The sequence below is a fragment of the Streptomyces sp. NPDC045968 genome, assembly GCF_056430475.1.
The window spans coordinates 370,789-397,600 of record NZ_JBWKLF010000009.1 but is presented as its reverse complement, the minus strand read 5'-3'; the positions used below and the strand labels follow the sequence as shown (position 1 = coordinate 397,600).

Genomic DNA, 26,812 nt, shown 5'->3' with positions numbered 1-26,812 from the left:
GCCCTCCGGGCGCTTCCCTTCGTTCTTGCGTTTCCGACTCTATCAGACTCTTTCGTGTCCGATTCCCGGTCGAAGCGGGTTTCGCTTTCCAGTTCCTCGCTTTCGCGTTTCCCTTTCCGGCGGTTCCAACCTTACCAGACTCATTTCGTTCCGTTTCCGGTTCGAATTTGTTTCCGGCGGCCTGTTGGAGGGCCTTTGCCTTTCGGCTGATCCGACTTTATCAGAAACATTCCAACCGATTGAACGGCCTGATGATTTCAAATAAGAGAATCAATGGCTCTGCGGAAGCCTTGGGCTTCCGGTACGAGCGAGATGAACTTAACGGCTGATCCCGAACATGTCCAGTCCGGATCAACTGTTTGAATCTACCTCCCCACACGGACTGTGTCAACAGTTTTGTGGGCGAAGAGGAGACTAGCAGGTCAGGCAGGGCCGTTGCACATCGGTCCTCAGGCTGCGGAGGGGAGCTCGGCGCTGCGCTCGCCCGCATCGAGGTCGCCGGTGTTGCCGGCGCGGGCTGCTCGGCCGCCGAGGATGTAGACGTACGCGAGAAATGCCAGCTCAGCTGCGATGCCGATGGTGATGCGCGCCCAGGTCGGGAGGCCGGAAGGGGTCACGAAGCCCTCGATGAGGCCCGAGATGAACAGGACGAGGGCCAGACCGATTGCCATACCGATCGCGGCGCGGCCCTGCTGGGCAAGAGCGGAGCGACGGGTGCGGGGTCCCGGGTCGATGACCGTCCAGCCGAGCCGGAGGCCCGTACCGGCGGCCACGAAGACCGCTGTCAGTTCGAGCAGGCCGTGTGGGAGGACGAGGCCGAGGAACGTGTCCAGCCTGCCTGCCGAGGACATCAGGCCGATCCCCACGGCGAGATTGAGGACGTTGACGAAGAGGATGTAGATCACCGGTATGCAGAGGAAGGCGCCGAGGACCAGGCACATGGCTGCGGCCTGCGCGTTGTTCGTCCATACCTGCGCTGCGAACGATGCTGCCGGGTGGCTGGAGTAGTACGTCTCGTACTCGCCGCCCGGGCGCGTGAGCCGGCGCAGGTCGTCCGGGGCGGCGATCGCCGCCTGGACCTCCGGGTGAGTGCCGATCCACCAGCCGATGAGTGCCGCCAGGAGCGTGGAGAGTACGGCGGTGGGGACCCACCAGTGCCGGGAGCGGTAGACGGCCGCGGGGAAGCCGACGGTCAGGAACTGGGCCGCGTCGCGCCAGGACGCCTTGCGTGTGCCGGTGACCGTGGAGCGGGCCCGTGCCACCAGCTGGGTCAGACGCGCGGTGAGCACAGGATCCGGGGCGCTGGACTGGATCAGGGAGAGGTGGGTCGCCGTGCGCTGGTAGAGCGCGACAAGCTCATCCGCCTCCGCCCCGGTGAGTTGCCTTCCACGGTGCAGGAGGTGGTCCAGGCGGTCCCACTCGGTGCGGTGGGCGGTGACGAAGACGTCGAGGTCCATGGTCGGCTGCTGCTCCAGGCATGGGTGCGTACGGGTCCGTACTACTGCGGCGCGCTGCGGGCCAGCTTGGCAGACTGAGGTTCCGAGGGGCAGGGAAGGTCGGCGAAGGGTGGGGCGCGATGAATGAGCTGGTGACCGGTGACGCGGTCGTGTTGGGGCTGCGGCCGGCGAGGCTGCCGAGCCGCGCGTTGGCGATAGCGATCGATCTCGCCGTGATTCTGCTGGTGTTCGTGGTGGTCTCGATCGGTCTTGCGATAGCGACGGCGTCGCTCGACGAGGCGGCGAAGGCCGCGATAGCGGTCGCGACCTTTCTCCTGGTGCTGGTGGGAGGCCCCATCGCGGTCGAGACACTGAGCCACGGTCGTTCGCTGGGGAAGCTGGCGTGCGGGCTGCGCGTGGTGCGGGACGACGGCGGGCCCATCAGGTTCAGGCACGCGCTCGTCCGAGGAGCGATGGGGATCGTCGAGATTCTGATGAGCTTCGGCGTCGTGGCGTGCGTCGCGTCGCTGGTGTCGGCGCGTGGGCGGCGGCTCGGTGATGTCTTCGCGGGGACACTCGTCGTACGTGAGCGGCTGCCGGCCGGGCGAGCCGTCGCCGTACCGCCTCCGCCGCCCTGGCTGGTCGGGCGGTTCGCGCAGCTGGACCTGTCGTCGGTTCCCGATGAGCTCTGGCTGGCGGTCCGGCAGTACCTGACGCGTATGCACCAACTCGATCCCGGTGTGGGCTGGTCGGTGGCGGAGCGGCTGGCCGGTGATCTGGCGGCGCGGACCGGGGTTCCGGTGCCTCAGGGGGTGCCGGCGGCCGCCTACCTGGCGGCGGTGGTGAACGAGAGGCAGGCGCGGGATGCGCGGCGGGCCTTCGCGCCTTCCCCTGCCGGGGCCCGTGGGGCTTTCGGTGAGGGCGGGGCGGTGAGGGGGGCCGGGGAGCCTGTGGTGCCGGCGGTCGCCCGGCCTGTGGTCGCTGTGCCGACGGGGCCGGTGCCGGGGCCGGTTGCTGGTGGTCCCGTGGAGTCCGGGGCGGGGGCTTCGATGACGAAGCCCGAGGGGGCCGCTTCGACCGGATTCGCTCCGCCTGCTTAGCGCGGGGTGGGCGAGGGCGGTGACTCCAGGTGTTCGAGCTCGATGCCGGGGCCCGAGAGGACTACGTCGCCGGCGAGGTGAACCGTGTGTCTGTCGCCCGTGTCCAAGGCGCTGACCTGGTATTCGTCCACGATCAGGGGGCCGTTGTCAGTGGCGTGGGTTTCACTGTTCACCAGGGCCCAGGACTGATCGACAGTGCGGGGGGCGAGGACCGGGTCTGTGAAGGTGACCAGGCGGACCCGGGTCTCGGCGGAATCGGGGGTGAGGCGCAGGAGCCTGGCAGTGGCGACGAGGAACGCGGGGGACGTGCCGGCGAAGGCGTGGGCGCGGACATTGCCTTCGGTGGCATGTGTGCCGGTCGGGTCGGTCCGGACCCAGGTGACGCCCTCAAGGGCTGCGCCGCGGACCTGCCAGCTTCTGGCGTGGAGTTCGAGGCGGATGGGACGGCCGAGTTCGTCGAGGGTGAGATCGAGGGAGCCGAGATGGTCTCCGGACGGGGCCGTGGTCTGGGAGACGTAGCGCCAGCCGGAAGGGCCGGGGGCGCAGTGGAAGTGCTCTTCACCGAGGGGGGTGTGGTCGTGGAGATCGTGGAGCGAATATCGGCCGCGGGGCATGGGGTCCTTCGGGTTCCTCGGGCTGTGCGGGTGCGATACGAGGGCAGGCCCCCGGCACGGGGGTGCGGGGGCCTGCGCTCGTAGCTGCCGCTGAGGCTGTTTCCCTCCGTCGGCGCCAGGTGGTGACGGCCATGGCGCCGGCGGGTGGATCAGTAGCGGTAGTGGTCGGACTTGTACGGTCCGTCGACCTCGACGCCGATGTAGGCGGCCTGCTCGGGACGCAGGGTCGTGAGCTTCACGCCGAGTGCGTCGAGGTGGAGACGGGCGACCTTCTCGTCCAGGTGCTTGGGCAGCACGTAGACGTCGGTCGGGTACTCCTCGGGCTTCGTGAACAGCTCGATCTGGGCCAGGGTCTGGTCCGCGAACGAGTTGGACATGACGAACGAGGGGTGGCCGGTGGCGTTGCCCAGGTTCAGCAGGCGGCCCTCGGACAGCACGATCAGGACCTTGCCGTCGGGGAACGTCCAGGTGTGGACCTGCGGCTTGACCTCGTCCTTGACGATGCCGTCGATCTTCGCCAGCCCGGCCATGTCGATCTCGTTGTCGAAGTGACCGATGTTCCCGACGATCGCCTGGTGCTTCATCTTGGCCATGTCCGCGGCCATGATGATGTCCTTGTTGCCCGTCGTGGTGACGAAGATGTCGGCCTGGCCGACGACGTCGTCGAGCGTGGCGACCTGGTAGCCGTCCATCGCCGCCTGAAGGGCGCAGATCGGGTCGATCTCGGTGATGATCACGCGGGCGCCCTGGCCGCGCAGGGACTCCGCGCAGCCCTTGCCCACGTCGCCGTAACCACAGACGACGGCGGTCTTGCCGCCGATCAGGACGTCGGTGGCGCGGTTGATGCCGTCGATCAGCGAGTGGCGGCAGCCGTACTTGTTGTCGAACTTCGACTTGGTGACCGCGTCATTGACGTTGATCGCCGGGAAAAGGAGGGTGCCGTCGCGGTGCATCTCGTACAGGCGGTGCACGCCGGTCGTGGTCTCTTCGGTGACGCCGCGGATCTCGGACGCCAGCTGGGTCCACTTCTGCGGGGCCTCACCGAGGGTGCGGTTCAGCAGCGTGAGGATGTGCGCGTACTCCTCGCTGTCCGCCGTCGACGGGTCCGGGGCCGCGCCGGCCTTCTCGAACTCGACGCCCTTGTGCACGAGGAGGGTGGCGTCGCCGCCGTCGTCCAGGATCATGTTCGGGCCGCCGGTGGGGGTGTTCGGCCAGGTCAGAGCCTGCTCCGTGCACCACCAGTACTCCTCCAGCGTCTCGCCCTTCCAGGCGAAGACCGGGACGCCGGCGGGGGCGTCCGGGGTGCCGTTCGGGCCCACCGCGATGGCCGCGGCGGCGTGGTCCTGGGTGGAGAAGATGTTGCAGGACGCCCAGCGGACCTCGGCGCCGAGGGCGACCAGGGTCTCGATGAGCACGGCCGTCTGCACCGTCATGTGCAGCGAACCGGTGATCCGGGCGCCTGCCAGCGGCTGCGTGGCGGCGTACTCCTTGCGGATCGACATCAGGCCGGGCATCTCGTGCTCGGCGAGGGTGATCTCCTTGCGCCCGAAGGTGGCAAGGGAAAGGTCGGCGACCTTGAAGTCCTGGCGATTGGCGACCGTCGTCATAACGGGCTGCTCCTCGTGAAGGGTCGAGGGTGGGCTGGGCTGGCTCTGCGGCGGCGGGCACAGGAATGCCCGACGGTTCACAGTGCAGTCCGTCGGAGGCCCTCTCTCCCTCGGCCGGTCCACAGTGCGGACCGATCGACCGCCATCAGCAGCGACGTCTGTTACTCCATAAGAATCTACACCGGTCGGCCCGGTGTGCCCCAGCCCGCCCAGGGGCTGGGGGCGATCACCGGGCCGTCGGGTGCGGACGTCGGGGTTCGTCAGTGGCTCGTCAGTGGCCGGGATGACGTGGCCGTCAGTGGCCGGATTCCGTCGGGCCCGGGGCTCCGGGGGTCTTGGCCGGGTTGGTGCCCGCCGCCGCGGCTTCCTCGTTGTAGATGTCCGGCTCCAGGTAGATGACCCGGGCGATCGGGACGGCTTCGCGGATGCGGGTCTCGGCGGCGTTGATGGCGCGGGCCACCTCGGTGGCGCTCTCGTCGTGCTGGACCGCGATCTTGGCGGCGACCAGGAGCTCTTCCGGGCCGAGGTGGAGGGTGCGCATGTGGATGATGCGGGTGACGGTCTCGCCGTCGACGACCGCCGCCTTGATCTTCTCGACGTCCTCGATGCCCGCGGACTCACCGAGGAGGAGGGACTTCGTCTCCGCCGCGAGCACGATCGCGATGACGATCAGCAGGATGCCGATGCAGAGGGTGCCGATGCCGTCCCAGACGCCGTTGCCGGTGCCGAGGGCCAGGCCCACACCCGCGAGAGCCAGGATCAGGCCGACGAGCGCGCCGAGGTCCTCCAGGAGGACGACGGGGAGCTCGGGGGCCTTCGCGCGGCGGACGAACTCCGTCCAGGACCGGTCGCCACGGGTGAGGTTGGACTCCAGGATGGCCGTACGGAAGGAGAAGCTCTCGGCGATGATCGCGAAGACCAGCACGCCGACCGGCCAGTACCAGGCCTCGATCTCGTGCGGGTGCTTGATCTTCTCGTAGCCCTCGTAGATCGCGAACATGCCACCGACCGAGAACAGCACGATGGAGACGAGGAACGCGTAGATGTAGCGCTCGCGCCCGTATCCGAAGGGGTGCTCGGGGGTGGCCGCGCGCTTGGCTTTCTTGCCGCCGAGCAGCAGGAGGCCCTGGTTACCGGAGTCGGCCAGCGAGTGGACGCTCTCCGCGAGCATCGACGACGAGCCACTGAAGAGGAACGCCACGAATTTGGCGACTGCGATCGCGAGGTTGGCGGCTAGTGCCGCCACGATCGCCTTGGTTCCGCCTGACGCGCTCATGGGTGCCTGGTGTCCCTTCCTCGGTGCTGCGGCACTGGCGCCGCGGTACGGCCGGACATTGTTGCAGCCGTTGGTGCGGACGGTACGTCAAGCCACCACAGTGGCTCGGAAGAGTGTGCCCGTACGAGAGGCTTCGACCTTTTCGTCCGCCGGTACGAAAACCGATTCTCCGGCGGCGAGTTCGAGTTCGCCGACGAGAGGAGCGCCGGAGGTGCAGAGCAGGATCTGCGGAGTGGGCGCCGTCAGGTCGACCGGGTCGGCGCCGGGCGAGAGGTCGTAGCGCGACAGCCTGAACTCGTCGACCGGGGTCTCGTACGGCTCTTCGCCGGAAGGGGCCGCCTCGGGGCGCAGGACGCCCGGATCGGTCGCCTCGAAGCGGACGATACGCAGGAGTTCGGGGACGTCGATGTGCTTGGGGGTCAGCCCGCAGCGCAGCACGTTGTCCGAGTTGGCCATGATCTCGACGCCGAGGCCGCCGAGGTAGGCGTGCGGGACGCCCGCGCCGAGGAACAGGGCCTCTCCGGGCTGGAGTTCCACGTGGTTCAGGAGCATCGCCGCGATGACGCCCGGGTCGCCGGGGAAGTGGTGGGCGATCTGGGCGTACGGGGCGTGGGCTCCGCCGAGGCGTTCGGCGGCGGCCGCCGCCTCGGTGACCGTGGCCGCCATCTCCGCGGGCTCGGCGGTGAGGATCGCCGTCAGGACCTCGCGCAGGGCCGCCTCTTCGGGCTTGGCGCGGAGGAGGTCCACGTACGGCTTGAGGGAATCGACGCCTAGGGCCTCTATCGCGTCGGCCGAATCGGCGGGCCTGCGGAAGCCGCAGAGTCCTTCGAAGGGGGTGAGCGCGCAGATCAGTTCGGGCTTGTGGTTGGCGTCCTTGTACGTGCGGTGGGGGGCGGTGAGCGGGACGCCCCGGCGCTCCTCGTCCGCGTACCCCTGCTCGGCCTGGTCGAGGTCGGGGTGCACCTGGAGGGAGAGCGGTGCGCCGGCGGCCAGCAGCTTCAGGAGGAACGGGAGGCGGGGGCCGAACTTGGCGACGGCCGCCGGGCCCAGTTCGCGCGTGGGGTCGGCGGCGATGACCTCGGTGAGCGGCTGCTCGGCGCCGGACCGGGTGACCATGGACGGCGCTCCTGGGTGGGCGCCCATCCACATCTCGGCCTGCGGCTCGCCGGTGGGGGCGATGCCGAGCAGCTCGGGGATGGCCGTGGTGGAGCCCCAGGCGTAGGGGCGCACGGTGTTGGAGAGCCGGTCCATGGAGTTCGTCCTTGGGGAAGCGGAGTTGGTTGCGGGGCTGGGGGTGGCGCGGGTGGGCTGGCTCTGGTGGGGCGAGGCGTGAGGGGTGTTGCGGAGGGTTAGTGGTTTTGGGAGGCCAGGGCCACGTAGACGGCGGCGAAGTCGGTGACCGCCAGGAGTTCGGCGAGGGTTTCGAGTTCGGCGCCCTCCTCCGGTTCGAGTTCACTGATCGCGGTGTCGTGGCTGAGGGCCAGTTCGCGGGCCGCGGGGGCGGCGCTCAGGCCGCCGGTGGGGCGGCCGCGGAGCAGGACGACGCGGGCCCGCATCGCTTCCGGCTCGTCGACACGGTCCCGGAAGAAGTCGTCGGGGTCGGCTCCGGCGGCGAAGGCTCCGGCGAGCAGCTGGCCGTGCAAAGGCAGTGCCTCGGGGAGTTCGGCGGCGAGTGCGGGGCGTCCGGCGAGATCGGTCAGCACCGCGGCGAACCTGCGGCCGACCGGGCCTGCGGCGCCGCCCTCCGTCCAGATGAGGGGGAGGCTGTCGGCGAGTTCGGCGGCGAGGGTCTTGGCCGGGTTGCTGTACGTCGCGATGGCGGGGCCGCAGCGCTCGGCGGTGTGGTCGAGGCGGTCGGCGACGCTTTGCAGCACGTCGGCGGGTGCGTCGACCAGGCCCAGCCGGTCGAGCAGGGCGAGCAGCGGGGTGAGCAGCGCCCAGAGGGTGCCGGGGCCCGCCCCCTCGGTCTCGGCGTCGTACTCACCGTGCGGGGCGGCCGCCATAGGTACGACGAGGCCGTGGACGCCGTCGACGGCCTCGCGGAGCGGGGATCGCGTGGGGGCGACCGCGACGACCGTGCATCCTCGGCGGTATGCCTGCTCCGCGAGCTGGGCGAGGCCCGGTTCGGAGCCGTCCGGCGTGGCGATGAGCAGCAGGTCCACGGAGCCTGCCCAGCCGGGGAGCGCCCAGCGCAGGGCGCCCGCGGCGGGGGCGACGCCGGTGGAGTGAATACGGATGACGGGGGCTGCGGCGCCGACGAGTGCGCCGATCAGGTCGGCGACGCCGGATGCGGCGGCGCCGGGGCCCGCGACGAGGACGGCCCGGGGCCGGCCTTCCGGGGCCAGGGAGCCGATGCCGGCCTCGGCGGCGTGCCGGGCGGCAGTACGGACTCGGGCGCCGGCTTCTGCGGCGCCGCGCAGCAGACCTCGGCGGTCGGCGCGGGCCAGGGCTTCCGGGGCATCGAGCAATGACTCGTCGAGCATGGCGGTGGGCCTCCGATCACCGTACGGGTGCGGGATGCGGTGCGGGTGCGGGTCCGGTTCGCGCGGTGCGGGCAGGGTCGCCTCGTCGTCGCCGACTCGGTCGCGCCGTGCCCGGTCTCGCGTGTCGCGGGTCGCGCTGTTACGCGGGGCGGCGGGCTTCGTCGACGAGGAGAACCGGGATGCCGTCGCGTACCGGGTAGGCCAGACCGCAGTCCGTGCCGGTGCAGACGAGCTCCGGGGTTTCGGCTGCCGACCGGTCGTCGAGCGGAGAGTGGCAGGCCGGGCAGGCGAGGATCTCCAGGAGGCCGGCTTCGAGCGGCATGGGGTGGGTCCCTTCGAGCGTTCGAACGAGCGGTTCGCGGTCGCAGTCGCGGGGTGCGGGGTGCGGGTCGCGGGGATCAGGCGACGTCAGCCTACCGCTGGGGTGGCGGGGGCGCGGCCGGGGCGGGCGGGGTGGAGGGGTGGTCGTGGGGGTGCGGGGGTGCGGGGCTGTGGGCGTCTGCTGCGGGGTGGGGCGCCTGCGGCGGGGCTTGTCCCCTACCCGCCCCTTCCCGAAACCGGGGCTCCGCCCCGGACCCCGCTCCTCAAACGCCGGAGGGGCTGGAAATTGCCGGACGGGCTGTACCGCGGGAGGAGTGGGGGCGGGAGGAACGGGCGCGGGAGGAGCGGGTGTGCCGGAAGGTACGGGGAGAGAGGTGCCCGGCGTCCCATCCGCAGGCGCCCCAGGCGCCCCACGTGCCCCATGCGCCTCAAGAGCCCCACGCATCCCAAGAGACCCGCGAGCCCCACGCACCCGCCGCACCCGCCGCACCCGCCGCACCCGCCGCACCCGCCGCACCCGCCGCACCCGCGAAGCATGTCCCGTCAGGCTCGGATCAAGGCCAGGATCTCGTCTCGTACCGCCGTCAGCGTCTCCTCGTCGCGGGCCTCCACGTTCAGGCGCAGCAGCGGTTCCGTGTTGGAGGCGCGGACGTTGAACCACCAGTCCTTCGATGTCGCCGTGAGGCCGTCGAGGTCGTCGAAGGTGATGTCGTCGCGGTTGCCGTACGCCGCCTTGATCGCGGCCAGTCGTCCGGCCTGGTTCTCGACGGTGGAGTTGATCTCGCCGGAGCCCGTGTAGCGGTCGTACTCGGCGAGCAGCTCCGAGAGCGGGGCCTCCTGGCCGCCCAGGGCGGCCAGGACGTGGAGGGCGGCCAGCATGCCCGTGTCCGCGTTCCAGAAGTCGCGGAAGTAGTAGTGCGCCGAGTGTTCGCCGCCGAAGATCGCGCCGTGTTCGGCCATCTCCGCCTTGATGAAGGAGTGGCCGACGCGTGTGCGGACGGGGGTTCCGCCGTGTTCGCGGATCACCTCGGGTACGGACCAGGAGGTGATCAGGTTGTGGATGACGGTGCCCTTGCCGCCGTTGCGGGCGAGCTCGCGGGCCGCGACCAGGGCTGTGATCGCGGACGGGGAGACGCCCGCACCGCGCTCGTCGACGACGAAGCAGCGGTCCGCGTCGCCGTCGAAGGCGAGGCCCAGGTCGGCGCCCTCGGCCAGTACGCGGGCCTGGAGGTCGACGATGTTCTTCGGGTCGAGGGGGTTGGCCTCGTGGTTGGGGAAGGTGCCGTCCAGTTCGAAGTACATCGGGATCAGGTCCACCGGGAGGTCCGCGAAGACGGTGGGGACGGTGTGGCCGCCCATGCCGTTGCCCGCGTCCACCACCACCTTCAGGGGACGGATCGTGGACAGGTCGACCAGGCCGAGGAGGTGGGCGGCGTAGTCGGTGAGGGTGTCGCGTTCGGTGATAGTGGCGGGGGTGGGGGGTGTGGTGGCGTGGCGGGGGGCGCCGTTCGTGGACCAGTCCTCCACCAGGGTGCGGATCTCCGTCAGACCGGTGTCCTGGCCGACCGGCGCGGCGCCGGCCCGGCACATCTTGATGCCGTTGTACTGGGCCGGGTTGTGCGAGGCCGTGAACATCGCGCCCGGCAGGTCCAGTGCCCCCGACGCGTAGTACAGCTGGTCCGTCGAGCAGAGCCCGATCAGGGTGACGTCGGCCCCGCGCGCCGCCGCGCCGCGGGCGAAGGCCGCGGCCAGGCCGGGCGACGAGGGCCGCATGTCGTGGCCGATCACGATCGCGTCCGCGTCGGTGACCTGGACGAAGGCGGCGCCGAAGAGTTCCGACAGCGACTCGTCCCACTGGTCGGGCACGACTCCGCGCACGTCGTACGCCTTCACGAGCTGCGACAGATCAGCAACCACGGCCGGTCCTCCTGGGGTCTCTGCGGAGCGCCCAAACTACCCGGGGGCTCGGTCAGGGCAGCATCCAGCCCAGTACGGGCGTGCTCGGTCCCATCACCACGAGGCACATCACGAGCAGCAGTCCGAGGCTCCAGGGGAGGACCTTGCGCGGCAGGTCGCCTTCGCGGCCTGCCAGGCCGACCGCCGCGCAGGCGATGGTCAGGTTCTGCGGGGAGATCATCGTGCCCAGCACTCCCCCGGAGCTGTGGGCGGCGGCGAGCAGTTCCGGTGAGGCCGAGGGCCGGTGAGAGGAAGGCGAGCCCGGCCCCCGCGGCGGCCACGGACTGACCAGTCCCGCCAGCAGGACGAGCGCGCCCCCGGTGGCGACGACCGGCAGAGTGAAGAGGTTGGCGCCGACGGGTTCGCCCGTGGGGCCCGTGACATTCAGATACGGCCAGTCGAAGACGCGGGTCGCCTCGGCCAGCAGCCGCTTGACGGGGGGTCTGGGCGACGGCGAAGGCCGCTCCGCAGACGAGTGCGGGCACCCAGGTTATGGCCCGTGCCGGAAAAGTTTCCTGGAACGGGAGGGGCCGGTTCGGCGTCGGTCAGGAATCGGGCGAGCGGAGCACCCGCAGGTGGCCGCGACGGGCGACCTCCACCGGGTCGGCCGTCCGCGGTCCGCGGTTTCCGGCGCCCGGCCCGCGGTCGTGCGGCCTCGCCGCTTCCCGTACCGCGTTGGCCAGGGCTTCGAGATCGTCACCGCTGGGGCGCGTGGGGGCGGAGGGGTCGGAGAGCCGGACCACTTCCCAGCCGCGCGGCGCGGTCAGCCGCTCACTGTGTTCGGCGCACAGGTCGTAGCAGTGGGGCTCGGCATAGGTGGCGAGCGGGCCGAGGACCGCAGTCGAGTCGGCATAGACGTACGTCAGTGTCGCGACGGCAGGGCGGCCGCACGCAGTTCGCGAACAGCGACGTACAGGGCTCACGATGTTGGACGGTACCGCACTCTTGAGCGGGCTGCGACGACTCTCCCGCACCTCACCCCCACGTGTCGCCCTGTGACGTCCGGCACAGCCGTCTTCGGGGCAACTGCCCTGACCTGCGCGGCAGCAGGCGGCCCCCGGCCGTCGCCCGTCGATTCCGGTCATAGTCGTGAGCGCGAGCTGTCATTTGGCGCGGGATCGGCTGTCGGAGTCGGGGCCTGATCCGGACTCACCTTGGCCTGAATGTTCAGAAATGGACACACGGAGGGCCTGGTCACGAGCCGCGATCGGCTCGCCGCGCGGAGAGTTACGCTGCGTCGGTGATGGACAGTCCTGTACCTCCCCACCCGACCGAGCCCCGTCCCCGCCGCCGCGACCGCCACGGGCGCGGCATGCGCGGGCCCGTGGCGCCGCCCCAGGTGCCGCTGTCGTCCAGCAGGAGTGAGACGTTCCGCGATCTCGTGCAGGACTCGGTGGAGCGGCTGGAGCGGCGCTGGCCGCAGCTGGCGGATGTCGACTTCCAGGTCCTGGACGTACCGGGAACGCTCGGTGACACCGTGCCGCTGGGACGTGCGGTCTCCGCCGAGAAGGGGCGGCCGGCGCAGGTCGTCGTCTACCGGCGCCCTGTCGAGATCCGCACCAAGAGCCGCGACGAACGTGCGCTGCTGGTCCACGAGATCGTGGTCGAGCAGGTCGCGGAGCTCCTCGGGCTGGCACCGGAGTCGGTCGATCCGAGGTACGGGCAGGACTAGGGAGTGAGTGTCCGGCGGGGGCACGCCCCGGGTGCCGGGCGGGGACACGCCCCGGGCCCTGGGCGCGGACACACCCAGGGCCCGTCGTCGACGTCCTCGGATCAGTCGTCCAGGAGTGAGAGGTCCTGCCGCGCCGTGGGGACCTCGACCGTGCCCCCGTCGTCGGCCAGCGTCTGCACCGTGAACATCTCGATGCCGTCGTCCGGGAGCGCGAGCATGCGGGCCGCGTGGACCGGGCCGCCGGACTCCGTCTCGACCGTCAGCGCGTAGGTGCCCTTGAGGCCGGACGGCACCGGCGGGGTGACCGCCAGGGTGGTGCCGCCCTTGACCGTGTACGTCTTGACGACCTGTTCGCCGCCCTCGCTGCCCGCCGACGCGGTGACCTTGACCTCGGCCGTGGCGCCGGGGGCGGCAAGGGAGAGGGTCGACCCCTTGGCCCTGTTGTCGGCCACGCTCGCGCAGGCACCCACGGGTCCGGTCGCCGGGATGAAGGCGACCTCCCGCTTGGCGCCGGTGCCGCGGACCACACGCAGCGCGGCGACGATCGGGGTGGCGCGTCTGGCATCGACGGGCGTCAGCCGCAGCGAGCCCGGTTCGCCCTTGGTGACATCCCGCAGGTCGATGCTCGCGGTCATGTTCGACTTGATGTGCAGGGTGTCGTTCCCCGCCGGGGAGAACGTCGCGGTCTTCCCCATCAGCTGCACCTTCACATCGGCGTCGTCCTCGCCAGGCGCGAAGGCCACCAGCTGTACGGAGGTGGCGTCCGACGGGATACCGGGCAGCACGACGGTGCCCGTGGGGTCGACGGACGACGCCAGCCAGTCGCTGCCCGCCGTGTCGTCCGCGGCTCGGACGAGGGCCCCGATCCGGCCGGAGCGCGTGGTGACGTGGATGGCGACGTCCTCGACCGCCTCACTGGTCAGGGTGGAGATCAGCAGCGGGACGCTGGAGTGCGCCGGGACGGTGATGCCCTCGCCCACATCGGACTGGAGAGGGCCTTCAGGGCCGTACAGCTCGATGTCGGCGACGGCAGCGGCGTCGTCGGGGTTGGTGAGGTGGACGTAGTCCTGGCGCGCCTTCGACGTGCTCGCGCCCGGGAACCAGAAGTCCGTGTCGGGCCCGGTGCAGGCGGCCCCGAGAAGGCCGCGGGCGGCTCCCGCGGTGACCTCGGTGGTCTGCTGTGCGGTCCAGCCGGGTGCCAGGCGGCCGGTGGCGGTGCCGACCAGCGCAGGGGCGTCGGACTTCGAGGTCTCGGCGCCGACCGGCCGGCCGGGCTCCTTGAGCGCGATGACCGGCTTGTCGGCCTTCGCCGCGGCCTTCTTGTCCTTCTTCGGGTCCGGTTCCGTCGCCTCGTCCGAGGTGAGGGCGGTGGCGGGCTTCAGCTCGGCGCCGCCGGCCTCGCCGTCGCTCTTGCCCGCCGGGGTGAAGGACGTGTACGTGGTGGCCGCCAGGTCGGAGCTGCTGGGCGCCGGGCAGACCAGGCTCGATCGTTCGACGGGCAGCCGGGACGGTGAGGCCTTCGCCTCCGTGGTGACCGCGTCGCCGGGCGCGTTGAGCGCGGCGAACCCGGTGACGGCGGCGAGGGCGACGACGCCCGCGATGAGGGAAAGGGGGGTGGACTTCACTCGGACTCGCCTCGCGATGCGTTACCGGGATGCCACGGGCCCTCGCCCGGGGCGGTGCTTTCGTCGTGCTCGTCGTTCTGGGGGGCGTGCGGCTGCTGGTAGTGCCCCTGGTTGTCGTACGGGGTGGCTTCGCCCGTACCCGTGGCGTAGGGCTGCTGCTGTGCGTAGCCGTACGGGTCGTAGGCGGCGTTCTGCTGGTACGGGTCGGTCCGGTACTGCTCGGCGGCCTGGTACTGCTCGCCGCCGTACCGGCCGGACTGCGGCTGTTCGCCGCCCTGGTAGTGCTCCTGGTACTGCTCGCCCTGGTACTGCTGGTAGTCGGCGCTCTGATACTGCTGCGCGTCCCACTCGGCGTACTGCTGCTGGGGCACCGCCCCGTACGTACCGGTGTCGCCCTGCTGGGCGAAGGCGTCCTGCCCGTCCGGGGCCGCCGCGTACGGGTCGGCGGACTGCTGCGCCGGGATGTACTCCTCGGCAGCCGCCATCGGTTCCGGAGCGAGCGGGCCGTCCTCCTGGCCGTCCTCGGCCTCCGCCTGGGCTGCGGCGCGGAGCCTGCGTGCCCGGCGGCCCTCGCCCGCGACCGGTTCGAGCGGCACGGCGACGGCCTCCTCGGGCAGGTCGTCGTCGATCTCGCGCCGCCGGCCCGGCAGGGCCATCACCAGCAGGAAGACGGCGAGCAGGGCCTGCGCCCAGATCCAGGCGGTGTGCGTGACCGGGGCGTCGTACGTGAGGTCCAGCGTGCCGCCCTCGGCGGGCAGCTCGAAGCCCTGGGCCCAGCCGTCGACGGTCTTGCCCGTCAGGGCCTTCCCGTTGAGCGTGGCCTGCCAGCCCGGGTCGGCCGCGTCGGCGATCCGCAGCACACGGCCGGAGCCGCCCGAGGGGATCTTGGTGTGCGCCTCGACGGGGAGCGAGGCGACCGGCAGCCACTCGCTGTCCGGGCCGCTCCCGCTCGTCGGGGGCACGATCATGACCCGGGCCACCTGGCGGTCGACCCACCACAGGGCGCTGCCGTCCAGCTGGCTGAGCCTGCTCAGGCCGGGCGTCGAGTCGAGCACCCGGCTCATTCCGCGCGGCGCCCCGTCCCGTACGAGGACGTAGCGGATGGCGAAGCCACTCAGCTGGCGGCCCTGGTCGGCGCCGGAGCCGGCGACGAGGTTGGCGACGACCTTGTCGAGGTGGGTGTTGCTGCCGCCCGACTCGGTCAGTTCGGCGTCCCCGAGGCGGGCGCCGGAGCCGCGGACCACGGTGTACGAGACCGAGGCCGGCGAGGTACCGCCGAGGACGAGGGTGCGGGGCTGGTCGCGGGTGACGCTCTCCTCCGCGACGAACTCCGGTACCTGCACCGGGTCCCGGCGCTCCAGCGGACCGGTCGCGCCGCCGGCCATCCAGGCGAACGCGGCGAGGACCGGAGCCGCCAGCGCGGCGAGCGCGATCAGGGCGGCGACGGGCTGACGCCAGCCGAAGCTGAGCTCGGCGACCCGGACCCGGGCGCCGTCCGCGCCGAGCAGGGCGGCCGCGATCAGGGCGATGCCGTAGACGAGGGTGGCGGGGCCGGCCCACGTGGAGCCGTTGGCGATGCCCGCGAAGAGGAGCGCGACGAGCGCGACGGCCCAGGAGGTACGGATCGCGAACTGCCGCTCGCCGCGCAGCAGCGCCGCGAGGGCGGCCAGCACGATGCCCAGCAGGAGGAAGCCACCCGCCGCCTTCGGGCCGCCGGGGCTGATCCCGAGGAGGTCGATGGCGGAGGCGGTGCCCGCACCGAGGTCGAGGCCCGCCTCCTTGAGGAAGCTCGCCGGGCTGGTCAGCAGGGTCAGGGACCAAGGGGCCAGGACGAGCAGCGGGGTGCCGACAGCGGCCAGGAAGCGGAGGCCGTACGCGGTGATGTCGCCCCTGCGCAGCACCAGCACACCGATGCCGAAGGTCACGGCGAGCGGCCAGACGATGGGCGTGAAGGCCATCGCGAAGGTGAGCAGCAGGGTGTACGCCCAGGTGGCGCGCCAGCTGCCGCGAGCCGCGCCGGGGCCCGGTGCGCCCCGCAGCCCGTGGGCCGATACGGCGGCGCGGGCGATCAGCGGGAGCAGGACGGCCAGGACGGCGGTGCCGAGGCGGCCGGTGGCCAGTGCGCCGGTCGCGGCGGGCAGGAAGGCGTACGCGACGCTCGCCCAGGCCCGCAGCAGACGTGATTCGATCAGCGGCCGGGAGACGAAGTACGCGGTGAGGCCGGCGAGCGGAACCGAGCAGACCAGCAACAGGGTGAGCGCGAATCCGGTGGAGCCGAGGAACAGGGCCGACACGGCGGCGATCACGGCGAGGTAGGGCGGTGCCGTCTGGGTGCCGCCGGTGCCGATCGGATGCCACGCGTCCGCGTACCGCCCCCAGAGTTCGGAGACGTCCCCGGGCGCGGGCAGCAGTGCGCCGCCGGCGAGCGCGCCGCTGCCGAGGAGCCCCCGGCAGGCGATGAGGGAGACGAGCAGCAGGAGGGCGAAGAGGACGGGGCCGGGCTTGCGTGCGATCCGCTTCAGCCGGGCGAACTGCTCGATCTCCAGGAAGTCGGCGTCGTCACCGCCGGGGCCGGACTCGACGGCGCCGTGCCTGGAGCCTCCGGCCTCGGCTTCGGACCCGCCGCCGAAGTTGCCCGCGACCTGCTCGACGGTGGCGCGGACGGTGGCGCCGGGCGGCGGGAAGAGGGAGCGCAGTTCGCCCGCCTCGACCACGGCTTTACCGCGTCCGCGCCGGCCCGCGATGATCCTGCCGGGCCGCAGCAGGGTCCCGAGGAGTCCGGTGACCTCGTCGACGGCCTGTCCGGGAACCTTCCCGACCAGGTAGGCGAGCGTACGGAGCAGGGTGCCGACCACCAGGCGGAGCAGGACCCACGGCAGGGCTCTGCCATGGGCGTTGACGAGCATCGTGTAGACGGCGCCCGCCTTGTCGACGCGGTGGGGGCTGGAGACGGAGCGCCCCGCGCAGTCGATGGGGCGGCGTTCCCGCGCGGATGCCTCGGCATGGCGCAGGATCGCGTCTGGGGCGATGAGCACCCGGTGGCCCGCCCTGTGCGCGCGCCAGCAGAGGTCCACGTCGTCACGCATGAGCGGGAGCCTGCGGTCGAACCCGCCGAGCTCCTCCCAGACGTCACGGCGGATCAGCATCCCGGCGGAGGAGACGGAGAGCACGGTGCGGACCTGGTCGTGCTGGCCCTGGTCCTGCTCGCGGCGGTCGAGGCCGGTCCAGCGGCGTCCGCTGTTGGCGATGGAGACGCCGACTTCGAGCAGCTGCTTGCGGTCGTACCAGCCGCGCAGTTTGGGTCCGACGATCGCGGCGTGACGGTCGCCGTCGACGATGCGGAGCATCTCGGCGAGCGCGTCGGGCTCGGGTGCGGAGTCGTCGTGCAGCAGCCACAGCCACTGGACCGGTTCGCCGTGCGGGAGCTCGGGCATGTCGTACGCGTCGTCGCGCCATGACCGGGTGACCGGGTCCCAGCCGCTGGGACGCTTCAGGTACGGCAGCTCTTCGGGAGTGAGGACACCGGCCGTACGGACCGCCTCGTCGACGGCGGTGCCGAAGCTCGTACGGCGTGCGAGATGCAGGACCCGCTCGTCGCCCAGGGCCTCACCGGCCAGCCGGGCGGAGTCGTCGGCGCTGCCGGTGTCGGCTGCCACGACGTTCTGTACGGGGCGCTCCTGCCCGAGCAGCCCGGCGAGCACATCGGGCAGCCAGCGTGCGCCGTCGTGGGAGACGAGCACGGCGGTGACGACGTGCCGGGGGAACTCTGGGGCGGCGGCGGCCGGGTTCGGCGCCGCCGAGTGGCTGTGCACGGACATCGAGGTACGGGCCCTCCGGCCGGGTCCGGGGGGCGTCACCCCGGGGGCTGCATCGGTGTACACGCGCGCCCCGGCGGGGCGTTGGCGCGTCTCGGACGGGGCCCCACACTAACGGTACGGACAACCGGGGCAGCGCCGAGCGGTTGAACGAGGGCCGGGGCACCGTTCCCGGGGGCGGCCGGGCGGGTGCGGACAGGGCGATGGCCCGTGGTCCGGACCCTGCGGGGCAGGGTCCGGACCACGGGCCATCGGCCTGGTCCCGCTCCGGCGGCCGCGGCCGACGAGTGGTCAACTCCCGGACGGACCGTCGCCGGTCTCACGACGCCTCGGCTGTACGGCGCCGAGGCTGTACGGCTCTGTGGCTGTACGGCGTCTCAGATGGCGGCCTTCTTGAGGCGCCGCCGCTCACGCTCGGAGAGCCCGCCCCAGATACCGAACCGCTCGTCATTGGCAAGCGCGTACTCAAGGCATTCGGAGCGGACCTCACAAGCGAGACAGACCTTCTTGGCCTCGCGGGTGGATCCGCCCTTCTCCGGAAAGAAGGACTCGGGATCGGTCTGGGCGCACAGTGCGCGCTCCTGCCAGCCGAGTTCCTCATCCGCGTCCTCGACCAGCAGTTGCTGGAACAGCTCGGTCATGTGCGCCCCTCGTCTGTCTCTTGCGTCCCCGTGGTGCGGCCGTTACTGGTTGCGGCCGAACGACACGAGTGAAATTACAAGTGTGTAGCTCCAGGCCAGTCAAGCGAAGATCTGGTATTGGCCCCGGGATTCACTCGGCGGAACCAAGCGTATGCGGAAAGTGTTCAAATCGTCAAAAACCTGACATATGCCATGCGCCTGGCACATCACCCCGTTCTCACCGTGTGAGACGACCGGGTACCCCGCATTGTTGCGATTCGATCACCGAAGCGACCAAGATCACATTCGGGTCACGGAACCCCAACGGCGTTTACCGGTGCGGTTGATGCGCCACATCTCCGCTGAGGCCGCTGCACAAACCTTTCTCCGGACGACGCAACCGGATGAGGTGAAACATTGCCGCCAAATCGGGCATTGGGTTGACAGAGGTGCGGACAGCCGGTCTCCTTGACTGCATGCCAGCGACCGCAGCGATGTACGCAACCCACGTCCGTGGGTTCCGCAGCGCTGTCCAGGCCCGCTGTTGCTGTTCCAGCTGTCACAGCTGTTGATGCCCTAGTGCTCCAGCTCTGATCCAGCTCTCGAAATTCGCGCGACTCTTCGCTCCCGCGACTCGTTTGCCCCGCGACCCTTCCCCACGCGACGCCCCCCGCACGTGCCACCCCACGCCGAGGAACCACCGCACCCCATGAACAGCGACAGCGACCTTCAGATCGCCGGCGACATCCTTGAGGTCCAGCACCTCCTGCAGCCCGCCCGCGAGCACCCCTCCACCGTGGCCGAGTTCGTCGGCCTGGCCCGTTCCATCGCGGCCGACCGCGCCCAGTGGGCGCCCCTCGTCCAGTACGACACCGCGAGCCGCTGGTACCACCGCCTCCGGGTCGGCCCCGGCTACGAGGTCTGGCTGCTCAGCTGGGTGCCCGGCCAGGGCAGCGGGCGTCACGACCACGGCCTGTCGTCCGGCGTACTGACCGTCCTGGACGGACAGTTGACCGAGCACACGCGCCGCGGGGCACAGGCCCTGGACGCCGGAGCACAGCGCGTCTTCGCGCCGGGTTACGTCCACGAGGTCGTCAACGACTCGCTCGAACCGGCCGTCAGCCTGCACATCTACTTCCCCGGCCTGACCGACATGCCGATGCACGCCGCACAGTGCGCCCCGGCCGCCGTGGATGTCGTACCCGCCTGACAAACTGCTGTGCATGCGCATTGTGGTTCTGGCCGGCGGTATCGGTGGTGCTCGTTTTCTGCGTGGCCTCAAGCAGGCCGCGCCCGACGCGGACATCACGGTGATCGGCAACACCGGCGACGACATCCATCTGTTCGGACTGAAGGTCTGCCCCGACCTGGACACCGTGATGTACACCCTCGGCGGTGGCATCAACGAGGAGCAGGGCTGGGGGCGTACCGACGAGAGCTTCCACGTCAAGGAGGAACTCGCGGCGTACGGCGTGGGGCCCGAGTGGTTCGGGCTCGGCGACCGTGACTTCGCGACCCACATCGTCCGTACGCAGATGCTCGGCGCGGGTTATCCGCTGAGCGCGGTGACCGAGGCGCTCTGTGCGCGCTGGAAGCCGGGGGTCCGGCTGCTGCCGATGTCCGACGACCGGGTCGAGACGCATGTGGCGGTCGATGTCGACGGCGAGAGCAGGGCCATTCACTTCCAGGAGTACTGGGTGAAGCTGCGCGCGTCGGTCGACGCGCAGGCGATCGTGCCGGTCGGCGCGGAGCAGGCCAAGCCGGCGCCGGGTGTGCTGAAAGCGATCGCGGAGGCCGATGTCATCGTCTTCCCGCCGTCGAACCCGGTGGTCTCGGTGGGGACGATTCTGGCCGTGCCGGGAATCCGGGAAGCGATCGCCGAGGCCGGGGTGCCGGTCGTCGGGCTCTCCCCCATCGTCGGGGACGCGCCGGTGCGGGGCATGGCCGACAAGGTGCTGGCCGCCGTGGGCGTCGAGACGACGGCCGCCGCGGTGGCTCAGCACTACGGTTCCGGACTGCTCGACGGCTGGCTCGTCGACACGGTGGACGCCGGTGCGGTCGACGAGGTGGAGGCGGCGGGCATCCGCTGCCGCGCCGTGCCGCTGATGATGACGGACGTGGACGCGACGGCCGAGATGGCGCGGCAGGCGCTGGCGCTGGCCGAGGAGGTCCGGGCGTGAGCGACGCTCCTGCCGAGGCGCCGTCGTACCGCGTGTGGGCGCTGCCGGGGATTCCTGAGGTGCGGGCCGGGGACGACCTCGCGAAGCTGATCGCGGGCGCCGAGCCGGGGCTCGTGGACGGGGACGTCCTGCTCGTCACCTCCAAGATCGTCTCCAAGGCGGAGGGGCGGATCGTGCGGGCCTCCGACCGGGAGGCGGCGATCGACGCCGAGACGGTGCGGGTGGTCGCGCGGCGCGGGACGCTGCGGATCGTGGAGAACCGGCAGGGGCTGATCATGGCCGCGGCCGGGGTCGACGCGTCGAACACGCCTGCTGGGACGGTGCTGCTGCTCCCCGAGGACCCCGACGCCTCCGCCCGGCTGATCCGGGACGGGCTGCGGGACACGCTCGGGGTGTCGGTCGGGGTGATCGTCACGGACACCTTCGGGCGGCCCTGGCGCAACGGTCTGACGGATGTCGCGATCGGGGCGGCGGGGGTCCGGGTCCTGGACGATCTGCGCGGCGGCACCGACGTGTTCGGCAACCCCTTGAGCGCGACGGTCGTCGCCACCGCGGACGAGCTGGCTTCGGCCGGTGACCTGGTGAAGGGCAAGGCGGAGGGGCTGCCGGTCGCGGTGGTGCGGGGGCTGTCCCATGTGGTGGCGGGCGGGGAGGGTGCCGTCGGTCCCGCCGGGGGTGCCGCCGGTGACGTCGGTGCTCGCGAGATCGTGCGGAGCGCGGCCGATGACATGTTCCGGCTCGGGACGTCCGAGGCGGTACGCGAAGCGGTGTCCCTGCGGCGCACGGTGCGGGAGTTCACGGACGAGCCGGTGGACCCGGGGGCGGTCCGGCGGGCGGTGGCCGCGGCGCTGACGGCTCCCGCGCCGCACCACACGACGCCGTGGCGCTTCGTCCTGCTGGAGTCGGCGGAGTCGCGGACCCGGCTGCTGGACGCGATGCGGGATGCCTGGGTCGCCGATCTCCGGCGTGACGGCAGGAGCGAGGAGTCGATCGAGCGGCGGGTGCGGCGGGGCGATGTGCTGCGCCGGGCGCCGTATCTGGCGGTGCCGTGTCTGGTGATGGACGGCTCGCACACGTACGGGGATGTGCGGCGGGACACGGCGGAGCGCGAGATGTTCGTGGTCGCGGCGGGTGCGGGGGTCCAGAACTTCCTGGTCGCGCTGGCGGGCGAGCGGCTCGGCTCGGCGTGGGTGTCCTCGACGATGTTCTGCCGTGACGTGGTGCGGGAGGTGCTGGACCTGCCGGCCTCGTGGGACCCGCTGGGCGCGGTGGCCGTGGGCCATGCGGGGGCTGCGCCGGCCGAGCGGGGGGTTCGGGCGGTGGAGGGGTTCGTGGCTGTGCGGTGAGGGGGGCGGGGCGGGCTTGAGGAAGGGCGCGGCGGGCTTGAAAACGGGCTCGGTAGGGCGCTTCAGAGGTGGGCGATGTCGCCTCTGGTCATGCGGGGGGCTCTTCGGGGCGGGATGTGGCCCGAGAGCAGGATCAGTCGCGCTGCCCGGTGGCGTTGGCCCGCGTACGGGCTGAGCAGGTCCAGCATCTCTTCGTCGTCGGCGTCCCTGTTGCCCGCCAGGGCGTAGCCGACGATGCCCGGGAGGTGGAAGTCGCCGACCGAGACCGCGTCGGAGGCTCCGTTCGAGCGCTGGAGGGTCTCGGCCGAGGTCCAGGGCCCGATGCCGGGGATCAGCTCCAGGCGGGCGGCGGCCTCGGGCAGGGGCATGGTGGCCGCCTCCTCCAGACGGCGCGCCACCCGGACGGCGCGCAGGACCGTCGCCGAGCGTTTGGCGTCGACTCCCGCGCGGTGCCACTCCCAGGACGGGATCAGGGACCAGGTCCGGGCATCGGGCATCACGTACAGCTGGAGCGCGCCGAAGCGGGGGCCCGCGGGGCCGGGGGCCGGGGTGCCGTAGGTGCGCACCAGGAGGCGCCAGGCGCGGTACGCCTCGTCGGTGGTGACCTTCTGTTCCAGGATCGAGGGGATCAGCGATTCCAGGACCAGGCCGGTGCGCAGCAGACGCAGGCCGGGGCGGCGGTGCCGGGACACGGCGAGCAGGCGGTGGCGCGGACGGAAGGCGTCCGGGTCGTCGGTCTCGCCGAGCAGCACCGGAAGCTGGTCCAGGAGCCACTGCGCGCCGGGGCCCCAGGCCGAGGCCTCGACGCGGCCGTCGCGGGCGGTGAGGCGGAGCGTGCCCGGCCCTGCCGGGGTGCGGGTGGCCCGCCAGAACGACCCGTCGGGGAGCGCCCGGAAGGTGGGGTCGGCCGGGCCACGGCGCAGCGGGCCGAGGACGAGCCGCAGGTCCAGCGGGCCCGGCGGGGTCCAGTCCCGGGTGACGGCCTCCGACACCACCGGGGCGTCCGCGGCCGACGGCGTCGCCTGGTGCGGAAGCGCCGCTCGGTGCGTGCGGGGTGCGAAACGTCCTGCCACGGGTGAGGTCCTCGAAAGTCGGTGGGTGCCTATCGAGGGTAAGGCCGGTCGGCCCGCGGCCGGCGCCGGTCGTTCACTGGTCGGAGGAGAAGCGGACCGCGGCGTCCGGGAGGGTGGCGCCGCACCAGACGCGGACTCCGTCGCGCAGTTCGTTGTCGGCGCCGACGCGGGCCCCGTCGCCGATGACCGCGCCTGCCAGCACCGTACGGCTGCCGATGCGCGCGCCCTCTCCGATCAGGGAGTCGGTGATCACCGCGTGGGGTTCGACGACCGCGTCGGCCAGCACCGTGGACCCGTCGATCCGGGCGCCTTCGCCGATCACCGCGCGGTCGCCGATGACCGTACCTCCGGTGAGCTTGGCGTCGGGGGCGACGGACGCGGTGGGCAGGACCAGGCGGTCGCCGCAGCGGCCGGGGACCGCCGGGGAGGGGGCGCGGCCGAGGACCAGGTCGGCGGAGCCGCGTACGAAGGCCTGCGGGGTCCCGAGGTCGAGCCAGTACGTGGAGTCGACCATGCCCTGGAGATGGGCGCCCTCGGCCAGGAGGCCGGGGAAGGTCTCGCGTTCCACGGAGACGGGGCGGTCGGCCGGGATGGTGTCGATGACCGCTCTGCGGAAGATGTACGCCCCCGCGTTGATCTGGTCGGTGACTATCTCCTCGGGCGTCTGCGGTTTCTCCAGGAAGGCGGTGACCCTGCCCGTGCCGTCCGTCGGGACGAGGCCGAAGGCGCGCGGGTCCTCCACCCGCGTGAGGTGCAGGGAGACGTCCGCCCCTGACGTGGCGTGCGAGCCGACCAGCGCGCGGATGTCGAGGCCGGTGAGGATGTCGCCGTTGAAGATGAGGACCGGTTCGTCCGGTCCTGAGGCGAGCCGGGAGGCGACATTGCGGATGGCGCCCCCGGTACCGAGCGGTTCGCGCTCGGTGACGTACTCGATGGAGAGGCCGAGCGAGGAACCGTCGCCGAAGTACGGTTCGAACACCTCCGCCAGGTACGACGTGGCGAGCACGATGTGCTCGACCCCCGCCGCCCTGGCGCGTGCCAGCTGATGGGTGAGGAAGGGGACGCCCGCCGCCGGCACCATCGGTTTCGGGGTGTGCACCGTGAGCGGACGCAGCCTGGTGCCCTTGCCGCCGACCAGGAGGATCGCTTCTTTTGCCTCTGTCACAGCACTGTCTCTGCTTCCTGCTGGGGCCGGGCCTCGTTTCGGCTGGCCAGTGTATGCAGACCGGGACCGGCCCCCCGGTCAGCGGCCCTGCAGGAGGGCCGAGCCGGCCCGGGCGGTGCCGAGCTTCTTGTAAAGACGTCCTCCGGGGCATTCGGTTGCGAAACCGTCCCGATGTCCTGAGATGACGTTGAGGCTGACCTTCGTTCCCTTCCTGAACCGGTTGCCTCCGCCCGACACGAGCGTGGTCTTGCCCTTCGGATTGGCGCCGAACAGGCCGAGCTTCCAGGCGGTCAGCTTGGAGACCGCCTTCACCGAGGCCGCGCGCGGGTTCGAGGAGCTGAAGGTGCCGAGGACCGCGATGCCCATGCTGTTGCTGTTGAAGCCGAGCGTGTGCGCCCCCAGGACGGCTTTCGAGACGCCGCCCGCGCGGCCCTCGTAGATGTTTCCGCACTTGTCGATGGCGAAGTTGTAGCCGAGGTCGCGCCAGCCGCTGCTCACGACGTGGTAGCGGTAGATGCCGCGGAGGACGGAAGGCGCCTGCGAGCAGCTGTAGTTGTTGCCCGTCGCGGTGTGGTGCACGAAGGCGGCCTTGACCCGCGTGGTGTAGGCGAACTGGCGCTCACGGAGCTTCTCGTCCGCGCCCCATCCCTTACGCGTGATGATGCGCGGGCGCGGGCCCACATACGGCTTGGCGCCTGCCGCGACTCCGGCCTGTTCCTCCGACTCGGCCTTGCTCAGGGCGGGGATCACGGAGGCGCCCAGGGGGGCGAGGTCGGCGTTGACGGCCGACGCGGCGGCGGACTCCACGGTGAGGGGCGCGGCGGCGGCCTCGACGGAGAGCGGTGTGACGGCTGCGGGTGTGGTGGCGCGGGCGGCGCCCGGGGTGCCTGCGGCGGGAGGCTGCGGCGCGGCCTCGCCCGGGTCGACGAGTTCCAGGCGCAACCCCTTGGGGAGTGCCTGCGGGGTGGCTGCCCGGTCGTGCGGGTCGGCGGCCCCGGGCTGTACGCGGACCTCGACGCCGTCGGACTCACCGACCCAGAGCGGTGCCGTCGAGCCTCGGACCGTGCCCGACTCGCGCTCGGCGGTGCCGGGGTCGGCGGCGTGTTCGGCGTTGTGGGTCTCGACGTCCTGCCAGGCGGACCAGCGGGTGGCGCCGGTGGCGCGGGTGCGGATCTGGACGGTGCCGTGGAGTTCGGCCTCGGCGTCGTCCCAGACCACGCCGACGAGCGAGAACGGGCGGACGTCCCGCTGCCGCAGCCCTTGTCCGGCGGGGGCGGCGGGACCGGTGGGCGTACCGGTGGCCCGGCCGGTCGCGGGAGGGAGCGGCGACAGGGGCAGGGACCGGGTCGAGCCCGGGAGTTCGGCCGCTGAGGGGTCGGCCGGCGCCGTCGTCCGGGCGGAGTCGGTGGACTCGGCGGCGGATACGGGGTCGGGTACGGGGAGGGGTGCGGGGACGGCCCGTGTCGCTGAGGCAGGGACGGGCGCGGCGGGAGCAGGCGCGGCGAGCGGCAGGGTGAGTGCCGCCGCGCAGCTGACGCCGATGGAGGTTGCAAGAAGAGCACGCATACACATGATCCTTGGCATAGAGGGACAACTCCGGCCACCGGGATGTGCGAGGGCTCCTGACGCGCCGTCTGCCGAACCGGTGTACGCGGGCGCCCCGCTCACCCTTCCCGGCCACCTCGGCCGCGTACCCTTGCGCGGATGAACTCCAGCGACCGCACCCCCGCCGACCTGCTGCGTTCCGCGCTCGCCGCGGACCCGGCCCGCCCCCTGATCACTTTCTACGACGACGCCACCGGAGAGCGGGTCGAACTGTCGGTGGCCACCTTCGCCAATTGGGTGGCGAAGACCGCCAATCTGCTCCAGGGCGATCTGGCCGCGGAACCGGGCGACCGGGTCGCCCTGTTGCTTCCCGCGCACTGGCAGTCCGCCGTCTGGCTGCTCGCCTGTTCGTCCGTCGGCGTCGTGGCCGACGTCCAGGGCGACCCGGCGTCTGCCGACCTCGTCGTCACCGGTCCGGACACCCTGGACCGTGCGCGTGCCTGCCGCGGTGAGCGGGTCGCGCTGGCCCTGCGCCCGATGGGCGGCCGTTTCCCGCAGCCGCCCGAGGGGTTCGCGGACTACGCCGTGGAAGTGCCGAGCCAGGGCGACCGCTTCGCTCCGTACGCGCCCGTGGACCCGGACGCGCCCGCGCTGGTCGTGGGCGGTATGGAGCTGACGGGGGCACAACTGGTCGCCCGCGCCCGTGAGGACGCCGCGGCGCTGGGACTGGAGTCCGGATCGCGGCTGCTGTCGGGACGTACGTACGACACCTGGGACGGGCTCGTCGCCGGACTCTTCGCGCCGCTGGCGGCCGGGGCGTCCGTGGTGTTGTGCCGGCACCTCGGACAGCTGGACGAGGAGGGGCTCGCGAAGCGCGTCGAGAGCGAGCGCGTCACCAACACCGCGGTATGACAAGCGCTCTGAGGTTCACCTGTACGGCCCATGGCGGGCCGAGCCCCCAGGGCTGAGCGCCCACCG

The 26,812-nt window shown here is 71.7% G+C and carries 22 protein-coding genes and 1 pseudogene; 7 read left to right on the top strand and 16 right to left on the bottom strand.

Features of this window, described 5'->3' with window-relative positions; genetic code table 11:
• Nucleotides 1-329, top strand: a 329-nt coding sequence (locus tag AC07FA_RS26590) for a hypothetical protein (protein ID WP_479078773.1), incomplete at its 5' end; no start/stop codon positions are given.
• Nucleotides 330-449: 120 nt separating this feature from the next.
• Here the strand turns inward: AC07FA_RS26590 and AC07FA_RS26585 are convergent.
• Nucleotides 450-1,457, bottom strand: a complete 1,008-nt coding sequence (locus AC07FA_RS26585) for a stage II sporulation protein M (RefSeq protein ID WP_479078772.1) — start codon at nucleotides 1,455-1,457, stop codon at nucleotides 450-452.
• A 119-nt stretch (nucleotides 1,458-1,576) separates the two neighbouring features.
• Here AC07FA_RS26585 and AC07FA_RS26580 point away from each other — a divergent pair, with 119 nt between their 5' ends.
• Nucleotides 1,577-2,536, top strand: coding sequence for an RDD family protein (locus AC07FA_RS26580; protein WP_479078771.1), 960 nt, complete (start codon nucleotides 1,577-1,579; stop codon nucleotides 2,534-2,536).
• Here the strand turns inward: AC07FA_RS26580 and AC07FA_RS26575 are convergent.
• The 9 genes and pseudogenes from AC07FA_RS26575 to AC07FA_RS26535 all read right to left on the bottom strand — a co-directional run bounded on the left by AC07FA_RS26575 (nucleotide 2,533) and on the right by AC07FA_RS26535 (nucleotide 11,716).
• Nucleotides 2,533-3,150 (bottom strand): hypothetical protein, encoded by a 618-nt coding sequence (locus tag AC07FA_RS26575; RefSeq protein WP_479078770.1) that lies wholly within the window; start codon nucleotides 3,148-3,150, stop codon nucleotides 2,533-2,535. The genes AC07FA_RS26580 and AC07FA_RS26575 overlap by 4 nt on opposite strands.
• 149 nt (nucleotides 3,151-3,299) lie before the next feature.
• Nucleotides 3,300-4,757 (bottom strand): adenosylhomocysteinase, encoded by a 1,458-nt coding sequence (gene ahcY, locus AC07FA_RS26570; protein WP_479078768.1) that lies wholly within the window; start codon nucleotides 4,755-4,757, stop codon nucleotides 3,300-3,302.
• A gap of 295 nt (nucleotides 4,758-5,052) precedes the next feature.
• Entirely contained in the window at nucleotides 5,053-6,033 is a 981-nt protein-coding gene (locus AC07FA_RS26565) for a cation diffusion facilitator family transporter (RefSeq protein WP_479078767.1), read from the bottom strand.
• 87 nt (nucleotides 6,034-6,120) lie between these two features.
• A complete protein-coding gene (manA, locus tag AC07FA_RS26560) occupies nucleotides 6,121-7,284 on the bottom strand; it encodes a mannose-6-phosphate isomerase, class I (RefSeq protein WP_479078766.1) in 1,164 nt (387 codons plus the stop codon).
• A gap of 98 nt (nucleotides 7,285-7,382) precedes the next feature.
• Nucleotides 7,383-8,516 (bottom strand): SIS domain-containing protein, encoded by a 1,134-nt coding sequence (locus AC07FA_RS26555; RefSeq protein WP_479078764.1) that lies wholly within the window; start codon nucleotides 8,514-8,516, stop codon nucleotides 7,383-7,385.
• 139 nt (nucleotides 8,517-8,655) lie between these two features.
• A complete protein-coding gene (locus tag AC07FA_RS26550; protein WP_383795778.1) occupies nucleotides 8,656-8,838 on the bottom strand; it encodes a Trm112 family protein in 183 nt (60 codons plus the stop codon).
• Nucleotides 8,839-9,380: 542 nt separating this feature from the next.
• Nucleotides 9,381-10,754, bottom strand: a complete 1,374-nt coding sequence (locus AC07FA_RS26545; protein ID WP_479078763.1) for a phosphomannomutase/phosphoglucomutase — start codon at nucleotides 10,752-10,754, stop codon at nucleotides 9,381-9,383.
• Nucleotides 10,755-10,806: 52 nt separating this feature from the next.
• Nucleotides 10,807-11,378 (bottom strand): annotated as a pseudogene (locus AC07FA_RS26540) (L-lactate permease); the annotation flags it as partial.
• Nucleotides 11,339-11,716, bottom strand: a complete 378-nt coding sequence (locus AC07FA_RS26535) for a DUF3499 domain-containing protein (protein WP_185300479.1) — start codon at nucleotides 11,714-11,716, stop codon at nucleotides 11,339-11,341. The pseudogene AC07FA_RS26540 and the gene AC07FA_RS26535, both read right to left, overlap by 40 nt.
• Before the next feature lie 320 nt (nucleotides 11,717-12,036).
• Here AC07FA_RS26535 and AC07FA_RS26530 point away from each other — a divergent pair, with 320 nt between their 5' ends.
• A complete protein-coding gene (locus tag AC07FA_RS26530; RefSeq protein ID WP_479078817.1) occupies nucleotides 12,037-12,465 on the top strand; it encodes a metallopeptidase family protein in 429 nt (142 codons plus the stop codon).
• Between the two features lie 101 nt (nucleotides 12,466-12,566).
• Here the strand turns inward: AC07FA_RS26530 and AC07FA_RS26525 are convergent, their stop codons facing one another.
• The 3 genes from AC07FA_RS26525 to AC07FA_RS26515 form a co-directional block, all read right to left on the bottom strand.
• Complete coding sequence (locus AC07FA_RS26525) at nucleotides 12,567-14,090, bottom strand: DUF5719 family protein (RefSeq protein WP_479078761.1); 1,524 nt, start codon at nucleotides 14,088-14,090, stop codon at nucleotides 12,567-12,569.
• On the bottom strand, nucleotides 14,087-17,908 hold the full coding sequence (locus AC07FA_RS26520; RefSeq protein WP_479078759.1) for a glycosyltransferase family 2 protein: 3,822 nt from the start codon (nucleotides 17,906-17,908) through the stop codon (nucleotides 14,087-14,089). The genes AC07FA_RS26525 and AC07FA_RS26520 overlap by 4 nt, the downstream gene beginning before the upstream one ends.
• A 374-nt stretch (nucleotides 17,909-18,282) precedes the next feature.
• Nucleotides 18,283-18,546 (bottom strand): WhiB family transcriptional regulator, encoded by a 264-nt coding sequence (locus tag AC07FA_RS26515; protein ID WP_014046372.1) that lies wholly within the window; start codon nucleotides 18,544-18,546, stop codon nucleotides 18,283-18,285.
• A 688-nt stretch (nucleotides 18,547-19,234) separates the two neighbouring features.
• Here AC07FA_RS26515 and AC07FA_RS26510 point away from each other — a divergent pair.
• Genes AC07FA_RS26510 through AC07FA_RS26500 form a run of 3 tightly spaced genes read left to right on the top strand, consistent with a single transcriptional unit; the run spans nucleotide 19,235 to nucleotide 22,051 of the window.
• Nucleotides 19,235-19,735, top strand: coding sequence for a cysteine dioxygenase (locus AC07FA_RS26510; RefSeq protein ID WP_479078757.1), 501 nt, complete (start codon nucleotides 19,235-19,237; stop codon nucleotides 19,733-19,735).
• Nucleotides 19,736-19,748: 13 nt separating this feature from the next.
• A complete protein-coding gene (gene cofD, locus AC07FA_RS26505; protein ID WP_479078756.1) occupies nucleotides 19,749-20,705 on the top strand; it encodes a 2-phospho-L-lactate transferase in 957 nt (318 codons plus the stop codon).
• Nucleotides 20,702-22,051, top strand: coding sequence for a coenzyme F420-0:L-glutamate ligase (locus tag AC07FA_RS26500; RefSeq protein WP_479078754.1), 1,350 nt, complete (start codon nucleotides 20,702-20,704; stop codon nucleotides 22,049-22,051). Before cofD ends, AC07FA_RS26500 begins: the two co-directional genes overlap by 4 nt.
• Before the next feature lie 62 nt (nucleotides 22,052-22,113).
• Here AC07FA_RS26500 and AC07FA_RS26495 read toward each other — a convergent pair whose 3' ends face one another.
• From AC07FA_RS26495 to AC07FA_RS26485, 3 genes are all read right to left on the bottom strand, one after another.
• The gene (locus AC07FA_RS26495; RefSeq protein WP_479078752.1) at nucleotides 22,114-23,124 is read right to left on the bottom strand and encodes a DNA-3-methyladenine glycosylase family protein; all 1,011 of its coding nucleotides are present in this window, start codon (nucleotides 23,122-23,124) and stop codon (nucleotides 22,114-22,116) included.
• 73 nt (nucleotides 23,125-23,197) lie between these two features.
• Entirely contained in the window at nucleotides 23,198-24,289 is a 1,092-nt protein-coding gene (gene manB, locus AC07FA_RS26490) for a mannose-1-phosphate guanylyltransferase (protein WP_479078751.1), read from the bottom strand.
• 78 nt (nucleotides 24,290-24,367) lie between these two features.
• Nucleotides 24,368-25,855 (bottom strand): peptidoglycan recognition protein family protein, encoded by a 1,488-nt coding sequence (locus tag AC07FA_RS26485; protein ID WP_479078750.1) that lies wholly within the window; start codon nucleotides 25,853-25,855, stop codon nucleotides 24,368-24,370.
• Between the two features lie 138 nt (nucleotides 25,856-25,993).
• Here AC07FA_RS26485 and AC07FA_RS26480 point away from each other — a divergent pair, with 138 nt between their 5' ends.
• Nucleotides 25,994-26,746, top strand: coding sequence for a TIGR03089 family protein (locus AC07FA_RS26480; RefSeq protein ID WP_479078749.1), 753 nt, complete (start codon nucleotides 25,994-25,996; stop codon nucleotides 26,744-26,746).
• Nucleotides 26,747-26,812 lie beyond the last annotated feature (66 nt).